Raw genomic sequence first — 24,280 nt, 5'->3', positions numbered from 1 at the left:
GCTCAGTGGCTGCCGGCGAGTTCCCCGGTGAGTCTGCCGTGGAGACGGGCGCTGGGGTCGTTCAGGCCGGTGATCTCGACGGTCTTGCCGCGCTGGGCGTACTTGGTCTCGATCGCGTCGAGGGCGGCGACGGATGAGGCGTCCCAGATGTGGGCCGAGCTCAGGTCGATGACGACCTTGTCGGGGTCGCCCGCGTAGTCGAACTGGCCGACGAGGTCGTTGGAGGAGGCGAAGAACAGCTCACCGGTCACCCGGTAGACGACCGTCGTGCCGTCTGGGTCGACGACCGCGGTGACCTCGGCGAGGTGGGCGACGCGCTTGGCGAAGATCACCATGGCGGTGACCGAGCCGACGACGACGCCGACGGCGAGGTTGTGCGTGGCGATCACGGCCACCACCGTGATCACCATGACGGCGATCTCCCCGGCGGGCATCCGCCTGAGGGTCTTCGGGGCGACGGAGTGCCAGTCGAAGGTCGCGAACGACACCATGATCATGACGGCGACCAGTGCGGCCATCGGGATGTCGGAGACGACCGGACCGAAGACGACACACAGCACCATCAGGAACGCGCCGGCGAGGAAGGTCGACAGTCGGGTACGGGCGCCCGACACCTTCACGTTGATCATCGTCTGGCCGATCATGGCGCAGCCGCCCATGCCGCCGAAGAAGCCGGTGACGACGTTCGCGATGCCCTGCCCGATGGACTCGCGCGTCTTGTTCGAGTGGGTGTCCGTGATCTCGTCGACCAGCTTCGCCGTCATCAGCGACTCCATCAGGCCGACCAGCGCCATCGCGAAGGCGTACGGGGCGATCGTGACCAGCGTTTCCGTCGTGAAGGGCACGTCGGGCAGGCCCGGCACCGGCAGCGACGACGGCAGGGCGCCCTTGTCGCCCACGGTCGGCACCGCGATGGCCGCGCCGACCGTGATCACGGTGAGGATCACGATGGAGACCAGCGGGGCGGGGATGACGGTGGTGATCTTCGGGAAGAACACCATGAGGGCGAGCCCGCCGACGATCAGCGGGTACACGGCCCAGGGCACGTTCCGCATCTCGGGGACCTGGGCCATGAAGATCAGGATGGCGAGGGAGTTGACGAACCCGACCATCACCGAGCGCGGGATGAACCGCATCAGCCTCGCCACGCCCAGCGCGCCCAGGATCACCTGGAAGACACCGGCCAGGATGACGGCCGCGATCAGGTAGCCCAGCCCGTGCTCACGGTTGAGCGGCGCGATCACCAGCGCGACGGCGCCGGTCGCCGCGGAGATCATCGCCCGGCGGCCCCCGACGATCGAGATGACCACAGCCATCGTGAACGAGGCGAAGAGCCCCAGCGCGGGGTCCACCCCGGCGATGATCGAGAACGAGATCGCCTCCGGAATCAGCGCGAGCGCGACCACCAGGCCGGCCAGCACCTCGGTACGCCAGACCTTCGGATCGGACAGCCAGTCGGGCTTCATGCCGCGCAGACGCGCGGCCGGGGACACGGCGGAAGCAGCAGAAGGCAAGGGAGAAAGAACCTGTCGTGCTCGGGCACACCCCTACGACAGGCCGGGGCGTACAGGAAGGCAGGGGGGCGGTCGACGGGCCGGCACATCGCATGGAGCCGTCCACGCGTCGGCGAACGTCGCGTCAGGGGCGAGGACTCACGGCGGGCAGACGGCGGCGCCGAGCGTCATGGGCTCGTGCACGCGCTCTCCTACGGGAATCGGATCTTCACCGGGAGCGCCATCGGCCCCGACACGGGACGGCGCGGGCCGCGTCGAGCCGCCCTCGCCGGCGACAAGCCTATCGCGGGGCCCGGACCGGACCGGCGGGTGGCCGCGGGTCGGATGCCGCGTTCGATCAAGTCGATGACGTGCCGGCCGCGTCGGCCCTGGACGCCTCTGTCGGCCGCGCGTCCTGTCCGCGGGCCTCCGCGTGCTTCTACGCTCGCCGCATGACCGAGAACGAGATCAAGCTCAAGGCGATCGCGGCACTCACCGCCCTGCGCGCCGGCGTGGGCGCGGACTACGTCTCCGACCTGCTCGGCGAGGTGATCCCGACGCAGTTCGTGGTCCCCGACACCGACGACGCGCGCGAGGTCGGGCTCGCGGTGCTCGGCCAGCTCTCCGACCCGCTGAGCGCCCTGATCAACGGCTTCCTCCTGGCGTTCGAGACGGTCGCGAACGCGTACGACCAGACCGATCCCGAGACGCCGACGGACGCCATTCTTCAGGCGCTCGCCCTCGACATCGCACGCGAGACCGACTGACCGGTCGCTCAGGCGATCCTGCGTCCCGCCGGGTGGGGCGGATCCGGCGATACTGAAAGGAGGGCGCGAGCCCTCCGCGGCAGCCCCTCTCGCGGGATGGAGGTGGCCACGATGCTGACCGAGCTGGCGGTGGAGCGTGTGGAGTTCGCCTGTGGCCGGTGCTGGCTGGAGTGGAGCGCCGACTACGACATCCAGCACTACCGCGACGAGGTGGGCGACGACTGGGAGTACGTCTACCGGGACGGCGTTCCCGTCGCCTCGCCCTATACGCCGGCCGGCGCACCGCCGTGCCCCCGGTGCGGCCGGCGCTGGGTGGGCCGCATCGTGGCCCGTCGGACGATTCCCACCCCTCCCGGAGCCGCGCACACCCCCCGTCTGAAGATCATCGACCGATCCTCGCACCGCTCGGAGCGGCACGGCGCGCCCCTCCTCGGGGCGGACGCCCATGTGCAACCGGAGCCGCTCGGACCGCCGCCCGACGAAGAGGCCTCGTTCGACGACACGACGCTCCGTGACGACTGGCGCCGGGACGTGACGGGCTGAGGGAGGGCGGCGTACGGGATCGGGTCGAGGGCCTCAGGCGGAGGACGACTCCTCGAAGCTGGCGAAGTACGCGGCCGCCATGTCCTCGTCGCCGTGTCCCTGGGCGGCGGCCCGGGCGAGACGTTCGGCGCCCGCGGCGGCGACGTCGAGGCGGATGCCGTGCTGCCGGGCGGCCTCGACGATCAGCCGCGCGTCCTTGGCGGCGGTGGCCACGGCGAAGCTGGCGGGGGACGTGCGTCCGTCGAGGACGAGACCGGCCTTGAGCCGCAGGTATCCCATGTCGAGCGGCCCTCCGGCGATGAGCTCGAAGAAGGCGCGCGGGTCCACCCCGAGGGCCTCCGCCAGGGCCACGAGCTCCCCCGCCGCGTTGGTGGCGGCGAGGACCCAGCTGTTGGCCACGAGTTTGAGGCGCGTGGCGCTGCCGGCGGCGCCGTCCTCGCCCGTCCACACCGTGCGGGCGCCCACCGCCTCGAGGACCGGGGCGACCTTGTTCCGGCTCTCGGCCGGGCCCGCCGCGAGGACCAGCAGCTGCCCTGCCTCGGCGGGCTCCCGCGTGCCGAGTACCGGGGTGTCGAAGAAGACCAGCTCGTGCTCGCGGGCGAGGTCGGCCAGCTTCCCGATGCCCTCGACACCGGCGGTCGTCGACTGCACCCAGGCGGTACCGGGCCTCAGGGCGGGGGCGGCCTGCCGCATGACGTCCAGCGCGGCGGCCGCGTCGTGGAGCACGGTGAGGACGACGTCCGCGTCCCGTACCGCCTCCGCGGGACTCTCGGCGATGTGCACGCCGCCGGCGGACAGGGGCTCGGCCTTGGCGCGGGTGCGGTTCCAGGCCCGGACGTCGTGCCCCGCGCGGGCGAGGTTGCGGGCCATCGCGGCCCCCATGATGCCGGTGCCCAGGACACTCACGGTGAGCTTGTCGGTCATGACGTCGTCTTCCTGCTCGGGGGCTGTGCGTGCCGTCGCCACCCGGCGACCCCTTCGACGGTAGGCGCACGCGGCGTCAGGATTCCCGTAGCGACCGCTGTGTGTCCGGGTGTCGGGCGCGGAGTCGGCCGCGGAGCCGCCCGCGCTCGCGCGCCGCCGCCGCACGGGGGATCGCCCGCAGCCGGGCCGTGAGCAGGGCGAGCCCCGCGAGAATCACGGGCACCGCCACGCAGGTGGTGCCGCCGACGCCGTACGCCCTGCCCCAGGTGAGGAGCGGCGCCGCGACGGCGAGGGCGGTGAGAAGCCCCGCACCGGCCCATTTCGCGAAGACGTCCTGCGGCCGGGCCGTCGCCCGTCGCGGTACGGGGGATCCCAGCGCGCTCCAGCACGCGGCCGTGTCCCGCTCCTCCTTCCTGTGGCGGGCGGCCGCCCGTACGCGCAGGACGGCGCATGCCACGCCCGCGGCGACGACGGCGCCGTACAGGACCCACCCCGGCGCGCCGACGAGCAGCAGGAGACCGGCCAGGGCCGCCCCGGCCCACCCGGTCACACAGGCCAGTGCCGCGAGGCGTCGTGAGGCCGGGCGGTCCGCCCCCGCCCGGAGGTCGACGAGGGCGGGGGCGTACCAGACGTAGCCGGCGGCGGTCACGGCGCCGAGCCCGAGGGCGGGGACGGTCGCCGTCATCGGTGGTCCGCCGCCTCGCGTGCGCCCGCCTCGCGTGCATCCGCCTCGCGTGCGTCCGCCGCCTCGATCGCGGTGATCTCGGGGTGGTGCAGGTCGAACGCCGGGGACTCGGAGCGGATCTTCGGCAGGGAGAGGAAGTTGTGCCGCGGCGGCGGGCAGGACGTCGCCCACTCCAGCGAACGGCCGTACCCCCACGGGTCGTCGGTCTCCACCTTCTCGCCGTACCTGGCGGTCTTCCAGATGTTGTAGAAGAACGGCAGGAACGACAGACCGAGCAGGAACGACCCGATGGTGGAAAGGGTGTTGAGGGCCGTGAAGCCGTCGGCGGCGAGGTAGTCGGCGTACCGGCGGGGCATGCCCTCGGCACCGAGCCAGTGCTGCACCAGGAACGTGGCGTGGAAGCCCACCGTGAGGGTCCAGAAGGTGATCTTGCCGAGCCGTTCGTCGAGCATCTTGCCGGTGAACTTCGGCCACCAGAAGTGGAACCCGGCGAACATCGCGTACACGACCGTCCCGAACAGCGTGTAGTGGAAGTGCGCGACGACGAAGTACGAGTCGGAGACGTGGAAGTCCATCGGCGGCGAGGCCAGGATGACGCCGGTCAGACCACCGAAGGTGAACGTGACCAGGAAGCCGACGGCCCAGAGCATCGGTGTCTCGAAGGACAACGAGCCCTTCCACATCGTTCCGATCCAGTTGAAGAACTTCACACCGGTCGGTACGGCGATGAGGAACGTCATGAAGGAGAAGAACGGCAGCAGCACACCACCGGTGACGTACATGTGGTGCGCCCACACCGTCACGGACAGACCCGCGATCGCGATCGTCGCGGCCACCAGACCGATGTAACCGAACATCGGCTTGCGGCTGAAGACCGGGATGACCTCGGAGATGATGCCGAAGAACGGCAGGGCCAGGATGTACACCTCGGGGTGGCCGAAGAACCAGAAGAGGTGCTGCCACAGCAGGGCACCGCCGTTGGCCGGGTCGAAGACGTGCGAGCCGAACTTACGGTCGCATTCGAGCGCGAAGAGCGCGGCCGCGAGGACCGGGAAGACCATCAGCACGAGTAGCGACGTCAGCAGGACGTTCCAGGTGAAGATCGGCATCCGGAACATCGTCATGCCCGGAGCGCGCATGCAGATGATCGTGGTGATGAAGTTGACCGCGCCCGCGATGGAGCCGAAGCCGGACAGGGCGACGCCCATGATCCACAGGTCGGCGCCCAGGCCGGGCGAGTGGATGGCGTCGGAGAGCGGCGCGTAGAGGAACCAGCCGAAGTCCGCCGCACCGCCCGGGGTGAGGAAGCCGCTCGCCGCGATCAGCGAACCGAAGAGGTACAGCCAGTACGCCAGCATGTTCAGGCGCGGGAACGCCACGTCGGGGGCGCCGATCTGGAGCGGCATGATCCAGTTCGCGAAGCCCGTGAAGAGCGGCATCGCGAAGAGCAGCAGCATGATCGAACCGTGCATCGTGAACGCCTGGTTGAACTGCTCGTTCGACATGATCTGCGTGCCGGGGCGCGCCAGTTCCGCCCGCATCATCAGGGCCATGACACCACCGATGACGAAGAAGAAGAGCGCGGAGACGAGATAGAGCGTCCCGATCTGCTTGTGGTCGGTGGTCGTCAGCCACGACACCCACGAGGGCCGGGCCGAAGGAGACGGCCGCGCCGGGCCGTCCGGGCCGGTGGCCGGTATCGCGAGCCGCTGTCCCGGCTCCTCGCTCTTCGTCTGAGTCCTGCGTGCCTCGTCCACCGGACGGCGACCTCCACTTCCGTTCTGTTGCCGACGGACCGGGAAGCTCCGCGTACGGGGGATTCAGCGGCGCGCTTCCCGGCCGCCGACACACGATCGCCGGAGACCGGTGTGCGCCGACAGGGCCGAACAGCCCTGGGGTCAAGGGGCCGTCGGGCCGAACGGCCCCGGGCATCGGGGCACTGAGCGGCACCGCCGTGTCAACGGTGGTGCCGCTGCGGCCGTGTCAGCGGTGGTGCCGTTACGGCCGTGTCAGCGGTGGTGCCGCTGCGGCTCGCGCAGCCGCTCGGCGATCATCGCCGCCTGGACCCGGCGTCCGACTCCGAGCTTGCCGAGGATGGACGACACCCGGTTCTTCACCGTCTTCTCGGCGAGGAAGAGGCGTTCGGCGATCTGCCGGTTCGTCAGCCCGAGCCCGATCAGGTCGAGGATCTCGCGCTCCCGGGGCGAGAGCCGGTCCAGCTCCGCGGGCCCGGCGGCCGCCGCGCCCGTGGGCTCGGGGCCGCGGATACGGGCCATCACACGGCTCGTCAGACGCGGGTCGATCAGCGACTTCCCGGTGGCCACCGCACGGACCGCGGCCACCAGATCCGATCCGCCGATCTGCTTGAGCACGTATCCGGCGGCGCCGGCCATGATGGCGTCGAAGAGGGCCTCGTCGTCGTCGAAGGACGTGAGCATCAGGCACGCCAACTCCGGCATCCGCGCCCGCAGTTCCCGGCACACCTCGACACCCTCGTGGTCACCGCCGCTCCCGGCGCCGAGCCGTACGTCGAGGACGGCGACATCGGGGCGCGCGGCGGGCGCCCGGGCGAGCGCCTCACGGGCGGTCGCCGCCTCACCGACCACGACGATCCCGGGTTCGGACTCCAGCAGATCGCGCACCCCCCTGCGGACGACCTCGTGGTCGTCGAGCAGGAAGACGCGCACGGACTCGGACGACGTCAGCATGCCGGCCCCGCGCAGCTTCCGCAGCCTTCGTTCCGCGCACACCCGGGCGCGGTGCCGGGTGCCGTGCCGGGCGCGGTGCCGGGCGTGGTGCCGGGCGTGGTGCGGGGCGTGGTGCCGGGTGCCGCGGCAGCCGTCCCGCGGGCGCAGTACCAGGCCACGTTGGAGCAGAAGCCCGCCACGAGCACCCAGGCGACTCCGCTCCAAGAGCCGCGTGCGAACGACACGACGGCGGCGCTGGTCGCGAGCAGACACAGCACGAGGGCCGCGCGGGCGACGGGACGAGAACGACGGGGGTTCACAGCGGTTTCCGTCTCCAGGGGTGTCACAGCAGGCTCCGCCAGTACGGCCACCAGCGGGTCGCGATGAGCAGCAGGACGCTCGCGCACCAGACGGCCGGAACGACCCAGCGGAACTCCGCGACGCCCGAGACCACGGCCCGGGGCGCGCGGAGAATCCCGTGCTCCAGGTTGTGCGCGGTCGTGTACCAGAACATGAGGATCGTCGCGGCCCAGGCCAGGCAGCACCACAGGCACAGGGCTCCGATCTCGTACAGCGCCTGGGTCATCAGCCACATGCAGAAGCCCACGCCGAAGAGCGTGCCGAGGTTCAGCCCGAGCCAGAACCAGCGGCGGTAGCGGGCCCCGGCCAGCACGCCGGCGCCGATCGCGACGACGACCGCGTACGTGACGAGGCCGAGCACCGGGTTGGGGAACCCGAACACCGAGGCCTGCTCGCTGCGCATCACGTTCGTGCAGGACAGCACGGGGCTGAGGTTGCAGGACGGCACGAAGTCGGGTTCCGCCAGGAGGCGGATCTTGTCGAGCGTGATCACGAAGGAGGCGAGGACGCCGAGCGCTCCGGTGATCACCAGGAGCCACGCGAAGCCGCGCGACGCTCCTGTGGTGCGGTCGCCGGCGGGCGGGGCGGTCGGGGCGGCCGGGGCGTGGGCGGGGTCAGACAGCAGGCTGGTCATCGAGGTCTTCCTGGGTCGTGGGTGCGGGGCGCGGGTCCGGGCTTGTCCGCTGCCGTATCGCGCCGCGGGCCGCTCCGACCGGCCACACGACCTCGACCGGGATCCCGCGCGCACGGGCGTAGGCGACCAGGTGCGCGGTGGCGTCCCGCCCGTCGGACGGGGAGCCGTCCCACACGGCCAGAAGCCGGGCCGACGCGGAGATCAGCGCCTCGTCGGCGGTGATGCGGGAGTGCCGGTCTCCGGGCTCGTAGGCCATCAGACGCACCTCCTGCGCGAGGGCGAGCAGCTCCCTGGTCGGCTCGACGTCCGCCGGCACGAGCGGCGCCGGTACGGAGCCCTGGGCGGGCAGGAGGACGACGAGCCGCCGCCCGGTCGCGCGCACGGCCCGCCCGAAGGCCGCCGCGGGCCCCGCCCCGGTGCGTACGAGACCGGGCGCCGGGTCCTCGATCCGCTCCAGTCGCGCCGTCAGCTCGCGCTCGACCGCTCTCAGGGTCTCCGGGGTCAGGTCGCCGTGCCCCACCGCCGTGATCATCCACCCGCTCGCTTCCTCGCCCTGCGGCGCTCATCGCTGTCGTCCGTCGTCACAGTGAACTGATCCCGTCGATCCCCCGACAGGGGCCGAACGGCCCTTCCCTGTCGCCGCCCGGTTGACCTGTACTGGGGTGGTCGGAGCCGATACGGCCCCTCCCCCACCCCCTCGGCCCACAGAAAGGGCATCGTGAAAGACGCAGGTGACGACGGTCGGCGGCGCACCGTCGAGCTGGACGGCGACGAGGCCCTGCGGCTCCTCGCCGGGGTGCCCCTCGGCCGGATCGTCTTCACCCGCAGCGCGCTGCCGGCGGTGCGTCCCGTCAACCACGTCGTGGACGACGGCGACATCGTCATCCGTACGCACGAGGGAGCGGCGCTGACCCTGCGGGCGCAGGAGGGCGGCGCGCGGGGTGTCGTGGTCGCGTACGAGGCCGACGACATCGACAGCGTCGCCCGCGTGGGCTGGAGCGTCGTGGTCACGGGCTACTGCGGTCTTGTGACGGATCCTCAGGAAGTGGCCCGCTATCGCACGTTGATCCAGCCGTGGACGGACCGGCAGGCGGATCAGGTCGTACGGATCCGCCCCGACCTGATCACGGGCATCCGCCTGGTCCCGGCCGACTGATCCCGCTCGCCGCCACCGCCACCGCCACCGCCGCTACCACCGCCGCCGCCACCGTCACGCGGCGGTGGCCATCGTCTCGTCGGCGGCCCGCTGTCCGCTCGCGACGCAGTTCGCGATGCCCACACCGTCGTACGCCGCGCCGCACAGCCGTATCCCCGGCAGCTTCGCGACCGCGTCCCGCATCCGTGCGACCCGCGCGGTGTGCCCGACCACGTACTGGGGAAGTCCGTCCTGCCAGCGGCTGACCTTCGCCGCCACGGGCGCCGCGGTCAGGCCCAGGGCGGCGCCCAGGTCGCGCCGCGCGGCCTCGACGAGGTCCGCGTCGTCGAGGTGCAGGGCCTGCTCGTCGCCGTACCGCCCGATCGAGGCACGCAGCACGAACAGCTGCGGCACCGACTCGCGCAGCCACCGCCACTTGTGCGTGAGCAGGGTCGCGGCCTTGATGGTGCGCCCGTCCACGGGCGGTACGAGAAAGCCGCTGCCGCCGGGCAGGACGGGCAGGTCCGCGCGGCGGAAGGCCAGGGTCACGAGCGCGGGCGAGGCGTACTCGACCCGTGCCAGCTCGGCGGCCGCGGCCGGTACCTCGGCCGCGAGGAGCCCGGCGGCGGACCGCGCCGGCGCCGCGATGACGACGCGGTCCGCCGTCAGGGAGCGGTCGGCCGTACGGATCCGCCAGGCGCCGTCCGCGCGGTCGAGCGAGAGGGCCGGGCTGTCGAGGAGGATCCGGCCGCCGCGGGCGCGTACGGCGTCGGCGACCGCGCCCGGAAGGCGTCCGATGCCGCCGCGGATCGACATGAAGACCGGGCCGGCCGGGGCGCCCTCGGAGGAGGCCCGGCGCAGCGAGGCGACGGCGTCGAGGAGGGAGGCGTGGCTCCTGGCCGCCTCGAAGAGCGCGGGAACGGTCGCGCGCATCGAGATCTGGTACGCGTCCCCGGCGTACACGCCGTCGAGGAGGGGCTCCAGGAGCCGGTCGACGACCTCTCTGCCGTACCGCTCGGCCACGTACGCGCCGATCGCGACATCGTCGTCGACGGCGGTACGGGGCAGGGTGCGGTCCTGTTCCACGCGGGCGATGCCCTCGGGGGAGATCAGGCCCGCGAGGGCCGCCGGCTCTCCCGGTACGCCCATGATGTGCCCGCGGGGCATCGAGTGGAGCGCGCCGCGGCTCCACACGTTCGCGGAGGTGGTCACGGCCGGTTCGAGGCACTCCCCCAGACCGACGGCCCGGGCCAGCTCGACCGCCTCGGGGCGCAGCGCGAACAGCGCCTCCGCGCCGAGGTCGACGGGCACCCCGGCGATCTCTCCCGCGAGGAGCTTGCCGCCGAGCCGCGCGGAGGCCTCCAGGAGTGTCACGCGGACACCTGCCTCGGCGAGCCGGTGGGCGGCCGCGAGACCGGAGATGCCCCCTCCGACGACGATGACGTGTTCCGGTGTCGCCCGACCATCCATGTGCTCGCCCTTCGCGTGGTGAAAACCGGCGGGCCGCCTCCGGCGCGGTTCGGTTCGGTTCGGGAGCGTCGGAGGGCTGTGGACCCGCAGGCAGTCAACGCCCCGCCCGCTCCGGCACACAGGGCCGAACGGCCCCATCCCGGTCTCCGGTCGTCCTTGTCCCACTCCCGCGCGCCCCCGCACGCCCCCACGAATTCCCGCATCGCCGCCCGTGGCCGGCGGGGCGCGAACTATCGTCGCCGGCATGAGCGCGGACGAGATCAGCCCCGAGCACGAGTGGCCGCTGCCTCCGGCGTGGATGTGGGAGTGCGACCGGTGCACGGACCTGTACCGGACGATGCGACGGGTCCTGGACGAGGTGGCGGAGGCCCGGCTCACCGGGGAACGGGGCATCGACTGGGACCCCTTCGACAGCAGCGTCACCCGCCAGATGGTCCTCGGCGAGCACATGGCCGCCGAGCACGTCACCCACCTGCCCGACTGGTCCTCCTCGTGCGACACCTGTACCTACCACCAGGAGCGCATCGCCCGCGCGAAGGAGCCCGGCCCGCGCGCCGACACCGCCGTCCGCCAGGGCGACGAACACCGCGCCCGCCACGTCTACGCCCCGCCCAGCAGCGTCGGCTTCCTGTGACCGGGAGCGCGTGACAATCGGCCCCCGGCCGGCCCGTCAGGCGATCGGCGCAACCTTCCTCCGGTCCCCTTGCGGGTCGAGGGCCGGTCCTCGAATCCGTTGCGAGGATGCGGCCATGACACCCAGCGCAGACGCCTCAGGAGAGCCCGCGACCGCACGGCTCGTCCTGCCGACCCTCGCGTCGGGGCAGTTCCTGATGGCGCTCGACAGCTCCGTCATGAACGTCTCGATCGCGACGGTCGCCGACGACGTGGGAACGACCGTGACCGGCATCCAGGGCGCGATCACCGCCTACACCCTCGTGATGGCCATGTTCATGATCCCCGGGGGGAAGGTGGGCGTCCTCATCGGCCGCAAGCGCGCCTTCATGATCGGCTGCGCGATCTACGGCTGCGGATCGCTGACGACGGCGCTCGCCCCGAACCTGCCTGTGCTGTTGCTGGGCTGGTCCTTTCTCGAGGGAGTGGGAGCGGCCCTCATCCTGCCCGCGATCGTGGGGCTCGTGGCCGGCAACTTCGCCGCGGAACGCAGGCCCGCCGCCTATGGACTCGTCGCCGCCGCGAGCGCCGTCGCGGTGGCCGTCGGCCCGCTCGTCGGCGGTGTCGCGACGACGTACTTCTCCTGGCGCTGGGTCTTCGTCGGCGAGGTCGTCATCGTCCTCGGCATCCTGCTCCTCGCGCGCCGCATCGCCGACGCGCCCACCGGCGGTCACGCCCGTATCGACCTCGTCGGCGCCGTGCTGTCGGCCCTGGGGCTCGGGGTGTTCGTGTTCGGCGTGCTCCGCTCGGGTGCGTGGGGCTGGTTCCGCCCCAAGCCGGACGCGCCGTCCTGGCTCGGGATCTCGCCGGTGCTGTGGCTGATGCTGGCGGGCCTGTTCCTCATCTGGCTCTTCCTCCGCTGGCAGGCCCACGTCGCGAAGAGCGGCGGGGAGCCGCTCGTGCCCCCGGCCCTGCTGGAGAACCGGCAGCTCACCGGTGGGCTGACGATGTTCTTCTTCCAGTACCTGGTGCAGATGGGCGTGTTCTTCGTCGTACCGCTGTACCTGTCCGTCGCTCTCGGGCTGTCCGCGATGGCGACCGGCGCACGCCTTCTTCCGCTCTCGCTGGCCCTGCTCGCCGCGGCGGTCCTGATCCCGCGCCTGTTCCCCGACATCTCACCGCGGCGGGTGGTCCGGCTGGGGATCCTCGCGCTGCTCGCCGGCTCGGTGGTCCTGATGGCCGCTCTGGACGCCGACGCCGGAGCGGAGATCGTCACCGTCCCGCTGCTCCTCATCGGCCTGGGCGTCGGCGCCCTGGCCTCGCAGCTCGGCGCGGTCACCGTCTCCGCCGTATCCGACCGGCAGACTGCGGACGTAGGCGGTCTCCAGAACGCCGTGACCAATCTCGGCGCCTCGATCGGCACCGCGCTCGCGGGATCGATCCTGATCGCCTCTCTGACGACCTCGTTCCTCGCCACCGTCCAGCAGAACCCCGCGATCCCGGCCGAGGTCAGCGCCCAGGCGTCCGTCAGGCTCGAAGGCGGCGTACCCTTCCTCTCCGACGCCCAGCTCCAGACCGCCCTCGACGAGGCGGGCACGGCGCCCGAGATCACCGAGGCCGCACTCGACGCGAACGCCACGGCACGGATCGACGGCCTGCGCGCCGCCCTCGCCGTGCTCGCCTTCACCGCCGTCCTCGCCCTGTTCTTCACCTCGCGCATCCCCACGACGCAGCCCCGCTCGCCCGGCCAGGCCTAGGGGCGCGGCCTCTCAACGAAAAGTGACGGGCAGTCAGGAATAGTCGGCTCGCGTGTTGACACGCACATTTCCCGCAGGGAATGTGATGAGCATGCCAAATTCGCGGGAGCGTGTGGTCGCAATCCTCGTGCTGCTGGTCTCTCTCCTCACCCAGGCAGGCACCCCCACGGCGTCGGCCGGCCAACCGGCCGACGCCCTCTGGTTCGACGGACCGGCCGCGGCCGTCCTCACCGTCGAGGGCGGGCGGTTCACCGACGGGCTCGGCCGTGAGGTGGTGCTGCGCGGATACAACGTCTCCGGCGAGACCAAGCTGGCGGAGAACGACGGACTGCCCTTCGCCTCCGCCGCCGACGCCAGGACGTCGGCCGCCGCGCTGCGGAGCCTGGGTGGCGGCAACACCGTGCGCTTCCTGCTCTCCTGGGCGTCCGCCGAGCCCGTACGCGGTCAGGTCGACCGCGCCTATCTTGCCGCCGCGACCGAGCAGATCCGGGCCTTCCTCGACGCGGGTGTCCGGGTGTTCCCCGACTTCCACCAGGATCTCTACTCCCGGTATCTGTTCCACGAGGGCAGCTGGTACACCGGCGACGGAGCACCCGGGTGGGCCGTCGAGGCGGGCGGGTACCCCCGGGAGTCGTGCGGGGTGTGTCTGTTCTGGGGCCAGAACATCCAGCAGAACACGGCCGTGACGCGGGCGACCTACGACTTCTGGCACAACGCCCACGGCGTACAGGACGCCTTCCTCGCCACCGCCCAGACCACCATGGCGTACCTCGCCGAGCACCTCACCCCGGCCCAGTTCGCGGGCGTCGCCGGCTTCGACCCGTACAACGAGCCGTACGCGGGAACGTACGACTCCGGCCAGAACAACAGGAGTTGGGAACGGGACGTGCTCTGGCCCTTCTACGAGAAGTTCCGCGCCCGCATGGACGCGGCGGGGTGGCGGGCCAAGCCCGCCTTCGTGGAGCCGGGGCTCTTCTGGAACGCCAACCTGTCGTTCCAGAGGCAGGAGGGCGGCTTCCTCGACGCGGGGACACTCGGCCCGCGCTATGTCTTCAACACCCACTTCTACGACCAGAAGGCGATCTCCGGGATCTTCATGTGGGGCAAGGCGGGCGACGGCCAGTACACCGGCGACTTCGGCACCGTGCGCGACCGGGCCGCCGCGACCGGTACGGCCGCCGTCGTCAGCGAGTTCGGCCACCCGCTGTCGGGGTCCACCTCCGACAAGGCCCCCACCGTCGACAAGGCGATGTACCAGGCGCTGGACTCCCGTGTGCCCGGGGCCCGTTGGTGGTCCGACCCCACGGGCTCGGGTCCCGTCCTGTCCTCCACCCAGTGGCAGTGGGACATCTACAGCGGCCGCCACCACGAGCTGATGAACGGCAACCCGGACAAGGTACGCACCGAGGGCGACGCCTGGAACGACGAGGACTTCTCCGGCGTCCGGCTCGACGACTCCGGCCGGGCCGTCCTGCGCCAGGACGCCCGCCTGCTCGACCGGCTCTACCCCAGCGCCACCGCCGGCCGCACGGTCGCCTTCACCTACGAGGACCGCTCGCGCGACGGCTCCACCACCCTGACCTGGAATCCCGTCCCCGCCGGCCTGCCCCATGTCGCCAGGCTGGTCGGCTCCGGCCAGTACGGTCTCCTGCTGTGGCGCTCGGACGGCGGCTCCGCCCCCACCGAACTGCACCTGCCGGCGTCCTTCGCCACCGCCGCGACCACCGTCGTCTCCGACCTCGGCACGGTCCACGGACCGCCCCCGTACACCCGGGACACCCCCATCGCGGTGACGCCCGAGCCGGGCGGCACGGGCAGCCGCCGGCTCCTGCTCACCGCCCCGGGTGCGGACGCCCCGCACTTCGCCCTGGTCACCAACGGTGCGACGGCCCCCGATCCCCAGCTGCTCGACGCCGCTCGGACCGAACTGACCGCCTGGGCCGCCGCCCACCGCTGACCTCTGCCTGTCCCTTCGGCGTCGCGATGCGCTGCGCTGCTACCGGCGTACCGGCGTGACGCTCGGGGCCCTCACGTGACGGCCCTCACGTGACGGCCCTCACGTGAGGGTCGTCCCCGCTCGCGCGAGCGCCTCCCGCAGTCTGTCGAGCGAGGATCGCGCCCCGAAGGCGCCGCATCGCGGCTTGGCCGACCGCAGGTCGACGAGGCGGGCCAGATGCGCCACGACCACGTCGAGCGGCGGCCCGCTCGCCGTCAGATCGGCATGCTCCTCCTGCGGGGCGCGCGCGGCGGGGACCTGAAGGAAGGGCGCCACCAGTCGATGATGGTGGAAGGCGGACACGGCCCCGTGCCGACGGCAGACAGCGAGGAACAGCTCCGCGTTCTCCCGCAGTTGGGCGGTGACCGGACCCCTCGCCGTCTCCCGGAGGAAGGCGGCGAGCAGGGGTTCGACCAGGACCGTGGCGCGCAGCACGGCCTGGTCCTCCGGCGGCACGTACGGGTACTTCTCCGTCAACACCCCTTGGTAGAAGGGGTCGTTCGGTGAGCAGAGGCCGAGCAGGACGTCGATCTCGTTGATCGCCGCGAAGTCACCGGCGTTCGCGCCCCGATACTCCGCTCCTCCCACGCGGTACGGCTTGAAGTACGGCCGGATGGTGAGGAAGAACCGGTCGACACCGAGGTTCTTGCTCAGCGTCCTGCCGAAGTCCATGACGTCGTCGAGCCCCGCGTGCGCCTCCCGGAGCAGAAACGCGGCCAGGGGGCTGGACACCCCGAGCGTCGGGATGCGCCGCAGCGCGGCCGCCGTGCGCTGGTACGCCAGGACGGACAGCCCGTTGTAGACGATGAAGTCCCGCTCGTCGTCGAGCAGGGTGAACGTGCGGAACCTGTCGCCGATCGCCTGGTTGAACAGCGCCTGATGGGCGAAGACGAACCGGGGGGCCACGCCGAGCGAGGCGGCGAGGGAGCTCGCGAGGGGCCAGGCCGAGGACTGCGGACCGTCGATCTCGTGGCGGCGGCAGGCGCCGAGATAGAGCCCGACGGACCCGAGGAGCTCGTACCGGGCGTGCGGATCCCCCGGAACCGCACGGCCGCCCCCCTCAGCGCCCGCGTCCGCGCCCGCGACCGCGCCCGCGACCGCGATCCGGCGGACACGTTCCGCGCCTTCCCGGGCGAGCTTCTCCTTGAGTTCTTCGAGTTCCGTGACGCCTCGGAGGATGTGCGTCCCGGCCGCGAAGTAGGCCTCCTCCAACCGCGTGTTGAGGGCGACGAAGTCGGTCCTGATCCATCGGTCGAAGTCGTCCAGGGCGTTGTTCATCCCGCAGGCCTCCGCGGCATCGGTCGTGAGCAAGGTACGCAACCATCCGACCGCCGGGATGGTCCGGTCGCCAGTACCATTGGGTGCCTTGTGAACCGGACCAATCAGAGCGGCCGAGGATCCGATTTCCTTCAGCTGCGGCGCCCGTCCGCACCGCCAGGAGGGTTGACCACCTGGCTGGTGGACGCGGTGCGCGACGCCGTCGCCGACGGGCGTCTGACGTCGGGCGTGTACCTGCCCGCGAGCCGCGTGCTCGCGGACGATCTGAAGGTGTCGCGAGGCGTCGTGGTGGAGGCCTACCGGCGCCTGGCCGAGGAGGGGCTCGTGAGTGGGCGCCCGGGCGCGGGCACCCGGGTGACGGCGGAGATCGCACGGACTCCGCTCCCCGGGGGCGTTTCTCCGCCGCCCGAGGGCGCGCATCCACCCGCCGCCCGCCTCACACCGTACGGTGATTCCGTACCGCGCCTGCCCCTCGCGCGGCCCGAACCTCCGGTGGACATCGACCTCTCCCCCGGGCTGCCGGACCTCTCCGGCTTCCCGCGCTCCGCCTGGTGGCGTGCCGAGCGAGCGGTCCTCGGTCGGGCGCCGGCGGCGGAGTTCGCGTACGGCGATCCTCGTGGGTCGCTCACGTTGCGCCAGGAGCTGGCGAGTTGGCTCGGTCGGGTGCGCGGGGTCCGCGCGGAACCCGAGGACATCATCGTCGTGGGCGGAGTCGCCCAGTCCCTCGCGCTCGTCGCCCAGACCCTGCGGGCCGCGGGCGGCGCGCGGATCGCCGTGGAGGACCCGGGTTCTCGTGGAGCCCAGGATGCGCTGGCCCACTGGGGCATGCAACCGGTGGCCGTGCCGGTCGATGAACAGGGCCTGGTGGTGGAGGAGTTGGTCCGCAGCGGTCTGCGTACGGCTCTGGTCACGCCGGCCCATCAGTTCCCCACGGGTGTCGTCCTGGCCCCGCAGCGCCGCCGCGCGCTGCTGGCCTGGGCGAACGAGGGCGGCCTGGTCGTCGAGGACGACTACGACGCCGAGCACCGCTACGACCGCTCACCGGTCCCCGCACTCCAGGCGTCCGCTCCCGAGCGCGTGGTCCACACCGGCAGCATCTCCAAGACCCTGGCTCCCGCCATGCGGCTGGGCTGGCTGATCGCTCCGCGCTCCCTGCGGGACGAGCTGGTCGCCGCGAAACACGCGAGTGATCTCGGGTCGCCGATCCTCCCGCAACTCGTCCTCGCCCGGCTGATCTCCCACGGCGACCTCGACCGGCACCTGCGGCTCACCCGCGGCCGCTACCGCGCACGGCGCGACGCCCTGCTGACCGCGTTGACCGCGCGTCTCCCCTCTGTGCACGTCCAGGGCATCGCGGCGGGACTGCATCTCCTGGTCGTCTTCCCGGAGTTGACCGGGAAGGTCGCGGACACGGATCTCTCGGAGCGCCTGCTGCGGGCCGGCGTGCTGACCCACCCGCTCTCCTGGCACCGCGGAAACCCGGGCCCACCGGGGCTCGTGCTCGGTTACGCCGCGCACCCGGCCGACCGGCTCCGTGAAGCCGCGCACCGCATCGCCCGGACCGTCCAGGCGGCGCGCCGGACCATTCAGGCGGCGCGCCCTTAGCCCTCGACGTCGAGCGCCGTGCCGTACAGCCGGTTCACGGCGAGCCGGACGACCACCCGGCGCTCGGCCACCTGCTGCTTCAGGAACGCTTCCTCGTCGTCCGGCTTCGCGGCCTCCGGGATCATCGCGAGCAGTTCTCGCCCGACCGCGTCACCCGGTACGGCGGTGGCCTCGGAGACCTCTGCCGTTCCCTCGGCGACGGCGAAGGACCACACGTCACCGCCCTGTACGTGGACGGCGGCACGCGGGTCCCGCCGCAGGTGCGTCACCTTGATGCGGTCCGCCGTGGTGGAGAACCGCACGATGCGGGCCTCGGGGTCCCAGCTGTAGAGCATGGTGGTCAGATGAGGGTGACCACTGCGCTTGTTGGTGGCGAGCGTGCCGAACCGCTGCCCGCGCAGCAGATCGGAGAGCGCTTCGTCGGACAGGGCACGGGGTGCGGGACCTTGAGTCATGACGCGATCAACTTCCCTGTGTGCCTGGGTATTCCACCGGTCAGGCGGCCGGCGAGCTCGCGCGGGTGAAGTGCAGACAGACGACGGGGGTGGTCTCGTCGACGCTGCGGCCTTCGGTGTCCTGCCAGAAGCCGAGGTGGACGCGGCGCCAGTGGTCGAGGTCGGTGTAGCCCTCGCCCTCGGCCTGGGCGAACGCCCAGGGCACCTCACTGAAGGGCACGGTGGTCACGGCGGTGACGTCGAGTTCGGCGAGGACCGCGCCGTGGTTGTCGAGCAGGGCGAGGCGTTCGCCCGGGAACTCGAGCTCTTCTCCCTCCTCGGTGTACTCCGTCAGCAAGGTGGCGGTCGCGGTCTTGGTGCCCGCCAGGACGAGAGCATTGAGATCGTCACGGAGGCTGCCGGGGCTGCCCAGCTCCAGCGTCCGCATTCCATCAATCCGTGGCCACATCCGGCCGAGCCTACCGACCCCGCCGACGTGCCCGAAGTACGGGCACCGCCTGGCTCAGCCCTCCCGCTCGCTGATGTCGATGAGCCAGGTGATGCCGAACCGGTCCGTGCACATGCCGAACACGTCGCCCCACATCTGCTTCTCGAGCGGCACCGAGATCGTGCCGTCACCGGAGAGCTTGTCCCAGTAGCCGCGCAGCTCGCCGTCGTCGTCCCCGCTCACGCTCACCGCGATGTTGTTCCCGGGCTTGTGCTCCATCCCGGGCGGGATGTCCCCGCACATGAGCGTGAAGCCGCCGGCCGTCTCCAGCATGCTGTGCATGATCTTGTCGGCGGCCTCGCCGGCCTGCTCCTCGCCGAACTCACCGTAGGTGCTCAGCGTCAGGGTGCCGCCGAAGACCTCCTTGTAGAACTCCATGGCCTGCCGGGCGTTTCCGTCGAAGCTGATGTAGGGGTTGAGTCGAGACGTCACGAGTGGTCCCTTTCGCGGAGATGCTTTCTATTCTTCGGCGTCGAGCTGGTGGTCGGCCCAGACGTAGCTCTCGGGCAGAAGATCGGTGATGGCGACGGTCCGGAGGCGGTCCCCTTCACCGACGATGACCCCGAGGGCGGGAAAGTAGTCGAGAAGGACTTGCCGACACCGGCCGCACGGCGGAACGACCCCGCGCTCGCGGTCGCCCACCGCGACGATTGTGTCCAGCTCGTAGGCGCCCTGCGCGGCCGCCGCGCCGATGAGGACCAGTTCGGCGCAGGGGCCTCCCGTGAAGTGGTACGCGTTCACCGCCGTGACGATCCGGCCGTCCCGCGCGCGGGCCGCGGCCGCCATGGTGTGGTTGTCGCCCCGGCAACGCGTGCGCGCGACGTGGGCCGCGGCCTGGATGAGTTCGTCGTCGACGTCGTGGGTTCGCGTGTTCATGCGCATGGTCGATTATTTCTGGGTACGCCCCGTCCATGCGGATCGTGCCCGCCACGGAGCGAAATCGGATCGCGTGGCGCGGTCGGGGCCTGGCACGCTGCCTCCCATGGAGCATCCGGAAGTACTGCTCATCGGAGGGCGTGCCGGTGTCGGCAAGACGACGGTGGGCTGGGAGGTTTCGGCACGGCTGCGCGCCACGTCGGTGCCGCACGCGATCGTCGAGGGTGACTTCATGGGCCAGGTGCATCCGGCTCCGGAGGGAGATCCCCACCGCGCCGAGATCACCGAGAGCAATCTGACGGCCGTCTGGGCCAATTTCGCCCGGCTCGGCCACCGCCGCCTGATCTATACGAACACCGTGAGCGTGCTGCCCGAGGCGACGGGCATGTTCGAGCGGGCCATGGGGGCGGGCGTGCGGATCGTACGCGTGCTGCTCACCGCCTCCGATGCCACCGCCGCCGCGCGGCTGGCAGCCCGGGAACTCGGCTCGGAGCTCGAGAAGGAACTGCGGGGCAGCGCCCGTAAGGCGCGGCTCCTGGACGAGCGGGCGCATGCGGACACGGTGCGGGTGGCGACCGACGGGCGGGCTGTCATCGACATCGCCCGTGACGTGGTGGCCGCCACCGGCTGGATCGGGCGGCACCCCACCGGGCGGTCCTGATCCGGTGAGGCCGGGGATCACCCGGCGGCCGAGCGCGTCGACGACCTTCGTGGCCGGGCCGACGGGGGGCCATGTCGTGGTCGTCGCCGACCACGCTGACCCTCCCGTCGCGGAGGGCGATCGGCTCGGCCTGGGACCCACCCCGCCAGGCGCCTACGGAATCGCCCACGGGATATGCCACATGACGATCCGGTGACGGCGCGTCCGGCGACGTGCCCGGTGTCCGCCGCCGGCGTTGTTCCGGGTGTGAGCTGCTTCGAAGGATCAGACGGTCTCGCCCATCCGGCGGCCCTCCTCGGTGCCTACTGGCTCGACCGGCCGGAACACGTAGCGGGCACGTGCGGGGGGTGCCGGCGTCTCGCTCTGCCCGCCGGTCGCCTCAGGATGGTGGCGCGCTACGCGATGGCCTGGCTGGCGGCGCTGACCGTCCTCGCCGCGCTCGTGGTCACGCTCGCGGGCCGGGCACCTCGCTGACCGTCATCCCTGTCGCCCTGGCCCCTGCCCAGCGCAGCCCAGCCCAGCCCAGCCCTCAGGCCGTACCGCGCTGATCCGTGCTGTCCCGGCGCAGCTCTTCCGCGCGGTGGAGGAGGCGGTCGACGGTTTCGGCGAGGTCGGGGCGGGTGGTCCGCAGGTGGTCACGGATCCCGGCCAGGGGGGCGACGAGCGCGGCGGCGTCGCTCTCGGCGAGGGCGCGGTCCAGCTCGGCAAGGGGCGTTCGCGCCGCGTCGGGCAGGTCCGTGAGGGCGGTGATCTGCCCGGCGAGCCGGCGCAGGTCGGCCGCGTGGCCGCGCGCCCAGGCGACGACGGCACGGTCGGCGGCGCGCCGGTCGCGGGTGGCCCTGACGCGCTGTTCGGCGGTGGTTCCGTCGGCGCCGGGCCGGAGCCTCAGGTAGCGGCGCTCGGCAGCCTGGCGGCTGGCCACGCCGAGCGGGTGGGCGAGCTCGGCCCAGCTGGCCCCGGCGTCACGGGCCGCCTCGATGAGCCCCGATTCCCAGCTGCCGAGCTCGTCGCGCACCTCGCGCAGCAGAAGCAGCGAGGCGAGCGCCCGCTCCGGCCCGTCCGCGCCCGGCGCGACACCGGTCCCGTCGGGGCCCGCGGTGCGTGCCGCACGCAGAGCCGCGCTGATGACGTCGAGCGCCGCGGTGGCGGCGAGGAGGGATTCCGGCCCCGTACGCACGTCATCGCTTCGGCTCCGGTCGCTCACGGTCACGTGATTCCTTCCGATCCGTCATCCCTTGGACGACTTTCTCCTTGTCATCACATGGATGACATGTTACAACGGAATCAGGTGAAGCGCATGGGCAGATGACGACTGAACCGACTGGAGGTGTTCGTGATGCTGATGCGCACCGACCCCTTCCGCGAGCTCGACCGGCTCACCCAGCAGCTGCTGGCACCCGGCACCTGGTCGAGGCCGTCCGCGATGCCGATGGACGCGTACCAGAAGGGTGACGAGTACGTCGTCGCGTTCGATCTGCCCGGAGTCTCCCCGGACGCGATCGACATCGACGTCGAGCGGAACATGCTGACCGTGAGGGCCGAGCGGCGACCGGCAGCGGACAGGGACGACGTCCAGATGGAGCTCTCCGAGCGGCCGCTGGGTGTCTTCTCCCGGCAGATCATGCTGGCCGACACGCTCGACACCGAACACATCGCCGCCGCATACGAAGCAGGGGTCCTGACCCTGCGTATCCCCATCTCCGAGCATGCCAAGCCCCGCAAGATCACCATCGAGAGCCGGGGCGACCGCAAGGAGATCAGCGGCTGACCGGAGCCGACCGACCGCACCTGTCGGCTCCACGGCGGAGGACGAGGGAGGCCCCCGTCCTCCGCACCCCACCTTCCGCCTCTCACGAGGGGACAGCAGCGATGCTCACGGACGTGTTCCTCAAGGAAGTCCGGGAACGCGGAAGTTACGACACGACCCGCGAGGCCGACCGCGCGGCCCGTGTGGTCCTGGCGCTCCTCGGCGCCCATCTGGTCGGCGGCGAACGCGCCGAACTCGCCGCCCGACTCCCCGAGACGTACGCGTTGATCCTGCTCAACCCGCTGCAGGCCGCCGAGCCCCTGTCCCCCGAACGTTTCGTGCGCGCCACCGCCGCATGGATCGAGGGAGCCACGGACGAGACCGCTCAGTGGGACATCGGCGCCGTGCTCAGCGCGACGGCGGACGCCGCCGGCGGAGAGCTCACGCACCGCATCCTGATGCAGCTTCCCCCCGGGTACGACGTGCTCTTCGGACGACCGATGCCACTGTGACACCGCGTCCCACCGGTGGCGGGACCGGCGGCGGTCGCTGAAGATGGGCGTACCTCTCGTACTCGCGCTGCCGTGCCCGCCCCCGCGCGCTCGGCCTGAGACGAAGGGACACCAGATGGCGATACCCCTCCCCGCGGCGGAGTCCTCCAGTGAGGACGCGACCAGCCGCGCACCCCACGTCATCGGATCGCCCACCCAGGCCGTGGCGATCGGCATGCTGATGGCCAGGACGCCCTGCACCGCGCCGGCGGCCCGCGAGATCCTGGCGGCCGCCGCGCACGGAGCCGGCGTCACGGTGCCCGAGATGGCCCGGGCCGTCGTGGACCGCTCACGCGGTCTGCCCCTGCCGAGCGGCATCGACCGCGGACTGCGGGTCGCCGTCGAAGCCGCCCGCACCCCCGCCACCGGCGTGCTGCGCGGGCTCCTCCCCGGCAGAGGCCGTACGGCGGAGGTGCTGAACCGCTTCCGCGAGTGCCAGGCGCGACTGCGCCGGGCCCCGGGAGACGCGGCCGCGCACACGGCCATGGACGACATCGCGTACACGCTGTGCGTGCTCATGGCCAGACGCACGGTGCACGAGGCCGTCACGGCGGCGGAACAGCACCTCGCCGCGCCCCCTCGCGCCTAGGCCGTGTTTTAGATCGGGGTTCCGGTCCACGCCTCACGCCGTGATGATCACGGTGTGGGGCGTGGAGATCTTTCTGATGAGCAGTGGTCGGTGCTGGAGTCGGTGCTGCCCTCGGCGGGTGTGAGCCGTAGGTCCGGGAACCGACGGCGGTTGATCAATGGGGTTCGGTGGCGGGTTCGGACGGGTGTTCCGTGGCGGGACCTGCCGCGTGAGTACGGGCCCTGGCAGACCGTGTATGGGCTGTTTCGCCGATGGCAGCGCGAGGGCGTCTGGGCCCGGATTCTCACCTTCTTGCAGGCGAGGGCCGATGCGGCCGGGCTGATCACGTGGGAGGTGAATGTCGACTCGACGGTCTGCCGGGCCCATCAGCATGCTGCTGGTGCCCGCCGGGACGGGGCCGGGCAGAAGGAGCCCCCGGGAGGGGTCGGGACCGAGCCGGAGGATCACGGGCTGGGCCGGTCGCGGGGCGGGTTCTCCACGAAGATCCATCTGGCGTGCGAGCAGGGCCAGAAGCCGTTGTCGTTGTTGGTCACGGCAGGCCAGCGGGGTGACAGCCCGCAGTTCGAGCCGGTCCTCGAAGCGATCCGGGTACCCAAGCCGGGTGGTGGTCGTCCCAGGCGCAGGCCGCTGCGGGTGCGTGGTGACAAGGCGTACTCCTCGCGCGCCAACCGTGCCTACCTGCGCAGACGCGGGATCCGCTGCACCATCGCGGAGCCGGCCGACCAGGTCCGCAATCGCAAGCGCCGTGGCCGCTTCGGTGGCCGGCCGCCGGCCTTCGACGGGGAGGACTACAAGGCCCGCCACGCGGTCGAGTGCGGGATCAGCCGCCTCAAGCAGCACCGGGCTGTTGCGACCCGGTATGACAAGCTCGCCGTCCGGTTCGAGGCGACCGTCCAGATAGCGGCGATCCATCAGTGGCTGTGAACCAGCCGCCGCCCGCGCGGTCGTGCCATGCTGATCACGGCATT

General features: G+C 71.8%; 27 protein-coding genes. 12 read left to right on the top strand and 15 right to left on the bottom strand.

Annotated features, from left to right (window positions below; genetic code table 11):
- Positions 1-2: 2 nt before the first annotated feature.
- Positions 3-1,466, bottom strand: a complete 1,464-nt coding sequence (locus FDM97_RS14535; RefSeq protein ID WP_137994821.1) for a SulP family inorganic anion transporter — start codon at positions 1,464-1,466, stop codon at positions 3-5.
- Positions 1,467-1,945: 479 nt separating this feature from the next.
- Here FDM97_RS14535 and FDM97_RS14530 point away from each other — a divergent pair, with 479 nt between their 5' ends.
- Both FDM97_RS14530 and FDM97_RS14525 read left to right on the top strand, forming a co-directional pair.
- Positions 1,946-2,260, top strand: a complete 315-nt coding sequence (locus FDM97_RS14530; RefSeq protein ID WP_137990830.1) for a hypothetical protein — start codon at positions 1,946-1,948, stop codon at positions 2,258-2,260.
- A gap of 111 nt (positions 2,261-2,371) precedes the next feature.
- Positions 2,372-2,803 carry a hypothetical protein gene (locus FDM97_RS14525; protein WP_254705589.1) on the top strand — a complete coding sequence of 144 codons (432 nt, stop codon included), beginning with the start codon at positions 2,372-2,374 and terminating at the stop codon, positions 2,801-2,803.
- A gap of 33 nt (positions 2,804-2,836) precedes the next feature.
- On the opposite strand, the gene FDM97_RS14520 is transcribed toward FDM97_RS14525, so the two are convergent.
- From FDM97_RS14520 to FDM97_RS14490, 7 genes are all read right to left on the bottom strand, one after another.
- Positions 2,837-3,769, bottom strand: coding sequence for an NAD(P)-dependent oxidoreductase (locus FDM97_RS14520; protein WP_432816213.1), 933 nt, complete (start codon positions 3,767-3,769; stop codon positions 2,837-2,839).
- Positions 3,770-3,803: 34 nt separating this feature from the next.
- Complete coding sequence (locus FDM97_RS35790; protein WP_175439121.1) at positions 3,804-4,412, bottom strand: hypothetical protein; 609 nt, start codon at positions 4,410-4,412, stop codon at positions 3,804-3,806.
- Complete coding sequence (ctaD, locus tag FDM97_RS14510; RefSeq protein ID WP_137994820.1) at positions 4,409-6,112, bottom strand: aa3-type cytochrome oxidase subunit I; 1,704 nt, start codon at positions 6,110-6,112, stop codon at positions 4,409-4,411. The genes FDM97_RS35790 and ctaD overlap by 4 nt, the downstream gene beginning before the upstream one ends.
- 309 nt (positions 6,113-6,421) lie before the next feature.
- Entirely contained in the window at positions 6,422-7,120 is a 699-nt protein-coding gene (locus FDM97_RS14505) for a response regulator (protein WP_137990827.1), read from the bottom strand.
- Entirely contained in the window at positions 7,114-7,419 is a 306-nt protein-coding gene (locus tag FDM97_RS14500; RefSeq protein WP_137990826.1) for a hypothetical protein, read from the bottom strand. The genes FDM97_RS14505 and FDM97_RS14500 overlap by 7 nt, the downstream gene beginning before the upstream one ends.
- Before the next feature lie 23 nt (positions 7,420-7,442).
- Entirely contained in the window at positions 7,443-8,093 is a 651-nt protein-coding gene (locus FDM97_RS14495) for a vitamin K epoxide reductase family protein (protein WP_137990825.1), read from the bottom strand.
- The gene (locus tag FDM97_RS14490) at positions 8,074-8,625 is read right to left on the bottom strand and encodes a TIR domain-containing protein (protein ID WP_137990824.1); all 552 of its coding nucleotides are present in this window, start codon (positions 8,623-8,625) and stop codon (positions 8,074-8,076) included. The genes FDM97_RS14495 and FDM97_RS14490 overlap by 20 nt, the downstream gene beginning before the upstream one ends.
- Before the next feature lie 186 nt (positions 8,626-8,811).
- Here FDM97_RS14490 and FDM97_RS14485 point away from each other — a divergent pair, with 186 nt between their 5' ends.
- Positions 8,812-9,249 carry a pyridoxamine 5'-phosphate oxidase family protein gene (locus FDM97_RS14485; RefSeq protein WP_254705588.1) on the top strand — a complete coding sequence of 146 codons (438 nt, stop codon included), beginning with the start codon at positions 8,812-8,814 and terminating at the stop codon, positions 9,247-9,249.
- 54 nt (positions 9,250-9,303) lie between these two features.
- On the opposite strand, the gene hemG is transcribed toward FDM97_RS14485, so the two are convergent.
- Complete coding sequence (gene hemG, locus FDM97_RS14480) at positions 9,304-10,698, bottom strand: protoporphyrinogen oxidase (RefSeq protein WP_137990822.1); 1,395 nt, start codon at positions 10,696-10,698, stop codon at positions 9,304-9,306.
- Positions 10,699-10,942: 244 nt separating this feature from the next.
- On the opposite strand from hemG, the gene FDM97_RS14475 reads away from it, so the two are divergent.
- The 3 genes from FDM97_RS14475 to FDM97_RS14465 all read left to right on the top strand — a co-directional run bounded on the left by FDM97_RS14475 (position 10,943) and on the right by FDM97_RS14465 (position 15,024).
- The gene (locus FDM97_RS14475) at positions 10,943-11,332 is read left to right on the top strand and encodes a hypothetical protein (RefSeq protein WP_137990821.1); all 390 of its coding nucleotides are present in this window, start codon (positions 10,943-10,945) and stop codon (positions 11,330-11,332) included.
- Between the two features lie 115 nt (positions 11,333-11,447).
- Positions 11,448-13,067, top strand: coding sequence for an MFS transporter (locus FDM97_RS14470; protein ID WP_137990820.1), 1,620 nt, complete (start codon positions 11,448-11,450; stop codon positions 13,065-13,067).
- 85 nt (positions 13,068-13,152) lie between these two features.
- Positions 13,153-15,024: a cellulase family glycosylhydrolase gene (locus FDM97_RS14465; protein ID WP_432816212.1), complete on the top strand. Its 1,872-nt coding sequence runs from the start codon at positions 13,153-13,155 to the stop codon at positions 15,022-15,024.
- A 99-nt stretch (positions 15,025-15,123) separates the two neighbouring features.
- Here the strand turns inward: FDM97_RS14465 and FDM97_RS14460 are convergent, their stop codons facing one another.
- Positions 15,124-16,374, bottom strand: coding sequence for a monodechloroaminopyrrolnitrin synthase PrnB family protein (locus FDM97_RS14460; RefSeq protein ID WP_137990818.1), 1,251 nt, complete (start codon positions 16,372-16,374; stop codon positions 15,124-15,126).
- Between the two features lie 132 nt (positions 16,375-16,506).
- Here FDM97_RS14460 and pdxR point away from each other — a divergent pair, with 132 nt between their 5' ends.
- A complete protein-coding gene (gene pdxR, locus FDM97_RS14455; RefSeq protein WP_254705587.1) occupies positions 16,507-17,946 on the top strand; it encodes a MocR-like pyridoxine biosynthesis transcription factor PdxR in 1,440 nt (479 codons plus the stop codon).
- Here pdxR and FDM97_RS14450 read toward each other — a convergent pair.
- From FDM97_RS14450 to FDM97_RS14435, 4 genes are all read right to left on the bottom strand, one after another.
- Positions 17,943-18,401: a PPOX class F420-dependent oxidoreductase gene (locus FDM97_RS14450; protein WP_137990816.1), complete on the bottom strand. Its 459-nt coding sequence runs from the start codon at positions 18,399-18,401 to the stop codon at positions 17,943-17,945. The two genes, pdxR and FDM97_RS14450, sit on opposite strands and share 4 nt — an antisense overlap.
- 40 nt (positions 18,402-18,441) lie before the next feature.
- Positions 18,442-18,828, bottom strand: coding sequence for an ASCH domain-containing protein (locus tag FDM97_RS14445; protein ID WP_217510229.1), 387 nt, complete (start codon positions 18,826-18,828; stop codon positions 18,442-18,444).
- Positions 18,829-18,903: 75 nt separating this feature from the next.
- A complete protein-coding gene (locus FDM97_RS14440; protein ID WP_137990814.1) occupies positions 18,904-19,320 on the bottom strand; it encodes a VOC family protein in 417 nt (138 codons plus the stop codon).
- Positions 19,321-19,347: 27 nt separating this feature from the next.
- Entirely contained in the window at positions 19,348-19,764 is a 417-nt protein-coding gene (locus tag FDM97_RS14435; RefSeq protein ID WP_137990813.1) for a cytidine/deoxycytidylate deaminase family protein, read from the bottom strand.
- Positions 19,765-19,870: 106 nt separating this feature from the next.
- On the opposite strand from FDM97_RS14435, the gene FDM97_RS14430 reads away from it, so the two are divergent.
- Entirely contained in the window at positions 19,871-20,425 is a 555-nt protein-coding gene (locus tag FDM97_RS14430; protein WP_137990812.1) for an AAA family ATPase, read from the top strand.
- A gap of 529 nt (positions 20,426-20,954) precedes the next feature.
- On the opposite strand, the gene FDM97_RS14425 is transcribed toward FDM97_RS14430, so the two are convergent.
- A complete protein-coding gene (locus FDM97_RS14425) occupies positions 20,955-21,635 on the bottom strand; it encodes a type III effector protein (protein ID WP_432816211.1) in 681 nt (226 codons plus the stop codon).
- Between the two features lie 126 nt (positions 21,636-21,761).
- On the opposite strand from FDM97_RS14425, the gene FDM97_RS14420 reads away from it, so the two are divergent.
- The 4 genes from FDM97_RS14420 to FDM97_RS14405 all read left to right on the top strand — a co-directional run bounded on the left by FDM97_RS14420 (position 21,762) and on the right by FDM97_RS14405 (position 24,236).
- The gene (locus FDM97_RS14420) at positions 21,762-22,193 is read left to right on the top strand and encodes an Hsp20/alpha crystallin family protein (RefSeq protein ID WP_137990811.1); all 432 of its coding nucleotides are present in this window, start codon (positions 21,762-21,764) and stop codon (positions 22,191-22,193) included.
- A gap of 101 nt (positions 22,194-22,294) precedes the next feature.
- The gene (locus tag FDM97_RS14415; RefSeq protein ID WP_137990810.1) at positions 22,295-22,684 is read left to right on the top strand and encodes a DUF2267 domain-containing protein; all 390 of its coding nucleotides are present in this window, start codon (positions 22,295-22,297) and stop codon (positions 22,682-22,684) included.
- A 115-nt stretch (positions 22,685-22,799) separates the two neighbouring features.
- Positions 22,800-23,312, top strand: coding sequence for a DUF5133 domain-containing protein (locus FDM97_RS35785; RefSeq protein WP_175439120.1), 513 nt, complete (start codon positions 22,800-22,802; stop codon positions 23,310-23,312).
- 54 nt (positions 23,313-23,366) lie between these two features.
- Positions 23,367-24,236 carry an IS5 family transposase gene (locus FDM97_RS14405; RefSeq protein WP_137990809.1) on the top strand — a complete coding sequence of 290 codons (870 nt, stop codon included), beginning with the start codon at positions 23,367-23,369 and terminating at the stop codon, positions 24,234-24,236.
- The last annotated feature ends 44 nt before the right edge of the window (positions 24,237-24,280 follow it).

Source organism: Streptomyces vilmorinianum (genome assembly GCF_005517195.1).
GTDB classification, from domain to species: domain Bacteria; phylum Actinomycetota; class Actinomycetes; order Streptomycetales; family Streptomycetaceae; genus Streptomyces; species Streptomyces vilmorinianum.
The sequence above is the reverse complement of the archived record's forward strand: the minus strand, read 5'-3'. Positions and strand labels throughout refer to the sequence as shown.